General features: G+C 38.0%; 4 protein-coding genes. All 4 read left to right on the forward strand.

Annotation, left to right across the window (positions count from 1 at the left end; translation table 11 throughout):
* The first annotated feature begins 56 nt into the window (after nt 1–56).
* The 4 genes from efeO (at nt 57) to K2N75_RS06425 (ending at nt 4,501) form a co-directional block, all read left to right on the forward strand.
* Nucleotides 57–878, forward strand: a complete 822-nt coding sequence (gene efeO, locus K2N75_RS06410; protein ID WP_297681684.1) for an iron uptake system protein EfeO — start codon at nt 57–59, stop codon at nt 876–878.
* A gap of 10 nt (nt 879–888) precedes the next feature.
* A complete protein-coding gene (gene efeB, locus K2N75_RS06415) occupies nt 889–2,088 on the forward strand; it encodes an iron uptake transporter deferrochelatase/peroxidase subunit (protein WP_297681682.1) in 1,200 nt (399 codons plus the stop codon).
* Between the two features lie 29 nt (nt 2,089–2,117).
* A complete protein-coding gene (locus tag K2N75_RS06420) occupies nt 2,118–3,809 on the forward strand; it encodes an FTR1 family protein (RefSeq protein WP_297681680.1) in 1,692 nt (563 codons plus the stop codon).
* 80 nt (nt 3,810–3,889) lie between these two features.
* A complete protein-coding gene (locus K2N75_RS06425) occupies nt 3,890–4,501 on the forward strand; it encodes a LysE/ArgO family amino acid transporter (RefSeq protein ID WP_297681677.1) in 612 nt (203 codons plus the stop codon).
* Nucleotides 4,502–4,629: the final 128 nt, after the last annotated feature.

The raw sequence follows: 4,629 nt of genomic DNA on the forward strand, positions 1-4,629 counted from the left end.
AAACAATTCTCATAATTGTATTTAATAAAAAGCTTACAAAAAATAAAGGACACAAAATGCAAATTCATAAAATTAACATAAGTTTAGTTTCTTTAGCACTTATGGGTATCCTACAATTCGCTAATGCCGCAGTTGATTTAAGCAAGGAGGCTAAAATATATCGTCAATTTGTAATTGAGCAAATTGACTTACTTTTGGCTGATACAGAGAAGTTTGTAAAAGCTCTCAAAAGTGGCGATGTCAAGCAGGCAAAAGAAATCTATCCGCTTGCTAGAATGTATTATGAACGTAGTGAGCCGATTGCTGAAAGTTTTGGTGATTTAGACCCTCGTATTGATGCACGTTTGGCGGATATTGAAGAAGAAGGTAAAGGAGAGAAAGATTGGAGCGGATTCCATAAGATTGAAAAAATCCTTTGGGAACAAAACACAACAAAAGGAACAGAAGCCACAGCAGACCAACTCTTGCTTGATATAAAAGAACTTCGTGCTAAAATTCCAACCGCTAAAGTAGATGCAGAGCTAATGCTAACGGGAGCGGTAGATTTGCTCAATGAAGTTTCTACAAGTAAAATCACAGGAGAAGAAGATATTTTTTCTAAAACAGACCTTTATGATTTTAAGGCAAACATTGAGGGCGCAGAGAAAATTTATGAGCTTTTCCGCCCTTATTTACTCAAAAAAGATAAAAAGCTAGCAAATGAGATTGAAACACAATTCAATGCAGTGAATACTTTGCTTGCCAAACACAACCGCTCTTCAAAAGGATATGATTTTGTAGGCTATGATAAGCTATCACAAGCAGATATTAAAGCACTTGCTGAAGCAGTAAATAAACTAGGCGAGCCTCTTTCAAAAATGGGTGTTATTTTGGAATAAGGTGTGCAAGATGAAAAATCTAGACCGCCGCAGTTTTCTAAAAAGTGTTGCAATAGCAGGAGCGGGAGTTTTATCTCCTGCTATCCTTAATGCGGAATCCAAGATTCATACTCCGCGAATGTCTCCCACGATAGCAAATTCCTACCCATTTTTTGGCAAACATCAACAAGGAATCACTACTCCTGCACAAAAGCATATTTATTTTTTGGTATTGGATTTGCATACAGAATCTCTTGCTGAAATCAGAGAGGTTTTTAAGATATGGACTGCTTATGCAAGCAAGCTCACAGCAGGTGAGAATGTTGCACCATATAGCAAGAATGTGCTTGTGCCAACCAACGACACAGGAGAGGCGGATTCACTGAATCCTTACGATTTGACAATCACTTTTGGCGTAGGAGCAAGTTTTTTTGACAAATTAGGTTTAAAAGGTGCGCAACCTAAAGCATTAAAGGATTTGCCACATTTCCCTAGAGACCAATTGCGCCCAGAGTTTAGCGGTGGTGATATTTGCATTCAATCCTGCGCAAATGACCCACAGATTGCCTTTCACGCTGTGCGGAATCTCGTGCGAGTTGCTCGGCTTAAGGTTACGATGAAGTGGTCTCAAATGGGATTTAATTCTTATGAAAACCGCGAGACACCACGCAATTTATTTGCGTTTAAAGATGGCACAATTAATCCTAGCGAAAATGAATTAGATAAAGTCGTTTGGGTAAAGGATAGAACTTGGCTTGATAATGGAACTTATTTGATTATTCGTCGCGTGCAAATGCACCTTGAGACTTGGGACAGAACCCATTTGAAAGGACAAAACGATACCTTTGGGCGCAAACGCGATTCGGGTGCTGCTTATGGCAAGAAAGGAGAATTTGAAGAAGCAGACATTGAAGCGCGTGATGAAAGCGGCAAGCGCATTATGCCAGAAGATTCTCATGTCTTTTTGGCAAAAAAGGCGGGCATTCAAATCCTGCGCCGTTCTTTTTCGTTTGCAAGCGGAGTGGATTCACGCACGGGGCAATTTGATGCAGGATTGCTTTTTATTTCATTTCAGAAAGACCCTATGCAGTTTATTAAGATTCAAAATACATTAGGCAATAGAGATAGAATGAATGAATATATTACACATATTGGAAGTGGGCTTTTTGCTTGTTTTGGTGGAGTAAGTCAAAGAAAGGGAGACTATATCGGACGTGCTCTTTTGGGTTAAATAATTTAAAGTCTCTTAAGGATTCTATAATGAGAAAAATTGTTTTAGTTTTTTTGTCTTTGTGGATATTCTCACAAATTGCAAGTGCTGAAGTGCGTGTGGGGCATTTGTTTGTAATGATTTCTGACGCGATGGAGGAAGTAAAAAATTCTAATAATGACAAATCTTTGCCAATTTTAGAAAATTTTAAAACAGAATTTGATGCGATTCCAACTTCAAATTCGCAGGCGGGAATTAAAGTCAGTGAGGTTTTGAGCATCAATCTCAAAGAGCCAAACTTGGAACATTTAGAATCCCTTTCTATCGCACTGCTTGCATTTGAAAAGGAGCAGAATCCGATAGATTATGAAGCAAAACGCAAGCAGTTTGAAAAGCGTGTAATGCCTATATTTAAGCAATTTAAGAAAGCGACAGAGGAAAAAAATATGGAAGAATTACCCTTGCTTTATAAGAAATTCTATGACACTTGGCAACGCAATGAGCGCATAGTTGGCGATACGAGTGCAGGGCATTATGGGCAGATTGAAACAGCTTTGGCACTTTATCGTGTCGCAATGGTCAGCGAAGTAGTGGATTTTGATTCTATGAATTTTCATATTCAAAAGTTAGGTACTGCTTTGAATGATTTTATTGTGGGAAATGTTTTAGAAGCACAAAGTGTTGAGGGTGCGCCACAAACTTTACCACAGGGCTTGGCACTCTTACGCCGCGCACTTGAGGGTTTTTCACAAAATGAAGCTGCGGCAAAAGAGGAGATTTTTACTTTTATTGCGCAGTGGCCTATTTTTGAGGGTGAAGTGCGCACAAGAGATGGTGGGTTGTATAATCGTATAGAATCCGAACTTCCAGAAATTGCTGCACGAGGGGCTACACAAGAGAATTTATTGCGATTCCAGAATCTTATTGAATCTGTGGAGGCATTGGATATTAATGCGGGCTACACAGCAATAGATGCAGCGATTGTTTTGTTGCGAGAGGGCGTGGAAGCACTTTTGATTATTATGGCGTTGCTTGCGGCATTGCAAGCGGCAAATCAGACACGAGGACAGCATTGGGTAATCGGTGGAGCAGTGCTTGGGGTAGGATTTAGTATTGTTGTGGCTTTGGCGTTGGTGCAGCTTTTTCCTTTGGCAGCAGCAGGAACGAATCGTGAAATTTTGGAGGGTGCAGTAGGAATCGTAGCAGTTATTGTGATGATTTTTGTTGGTGCTTGGTTGCATAGCAAAGCAAGTCTTGCGGGTTGGCAGACTTATATTAAATCAAAAATGGGGCAAGCACTTGCTCAAGGCAGCTTGATTGGATTAGGAGGGCTTTCGTTTTTAGCAGTTTTCCGTGAGGGTGCAGAAACCATACTTTTTTATGCGGGTATGATGCCACAAATGACAATCAATGCGTTTTTAAGTGGAGTAGGAGCTGCAATTATTGGATTAGTGCTGATTGCTTATCTAATGAAAATCTTTGCACAAAGGTTACCCATTCATTTGATGTTTAGGGTGATGAGTTGGCTAATCTATGCGCTCGGATTCAAAATTTTGGGTGTTAGCGTGCATGCGCTGCAACTGACAAATGTGCTACCATTAGATATTTTACCCCTTCCTAGCGTGGTTGTTTTGGGATTTTATAATAACCTTCAAGGAATAGTTGCGCAAGTTATTTATATCGCATTAATTGTCCTTGTGTTTGTATGGCAAAAACATAAAGAATCCCAAAATAAAATATAGAATTAATAAGGAGAAATGAAAAACATTTTCTAGTATTTTGTTAAAATACTAGAAATTAATCAAAGGAATCATCAAGTTTAATGTCTATTTTCTTTAAAGGATTCTTTCTCTCCTTGTCCCTCATTGTTGCTATTGGAGCGCAAAATGCTTTTATTATCAAGCAAGGTATAAGTAAGAATCATATTTTTGTAGTCAGTGGAATTTGCTTTTTTTGTGATGTTGTCTTAATGGGGCTTGGGGTTTTTGGAATAGGAGAATTTTTAGCCAAAAACAGAATCTTGAATTTATTCCTTGCATTGGTTGGGATTCTTTTTGTCTTGTATTATGGATTTGTCTCTTTAAAGTCTGCGTTTTTTACAGAATCTCACCCTAAATTTTCACAATCTAATTCCTTGCCTCTTAAAAAAACAATTTTATTAACTTTGTCGGTTACACTTTTGAATCCCCATGTGTATCTAGATACCGTTTTTGTAGTAGGGGCTTCCGCATTGATGTTTAGTTTTGATGAAAAAATTATTTTTGCTTGTGGGGCATTAGCTGCGTCCTTTTTGTGGTTTTTTGGTTTGGGGTATGGTGCTTTGAAATTAAGTCGGATTCTTATTAAAATAAGCAAAATAATAGACATTCTTATAGCGGTTATAATGTTCTTTGTGGCTTTCTCGCTTTTCCGCTATGTTTTAATTTCATCTTAAGTTTTTTTATGTATAATCTCACTTCCATTTTTTGTTGAAAAATTTAAAATGTGTTCTTACACAACTCATTGTTAAAGCCTAAAATAAGTAATAACTACAATCACGCAAATAACCAAGATTGTTTTAAT

It is taken from the genome of Helicobacter sp., from assembly GCF_029067145.1.
Taxonomy (GTDB): Bacteria; Campylobacterota; Campylobacteria; order Campylobacterales; family Helicobacteraceae; genus Helicobacter_D.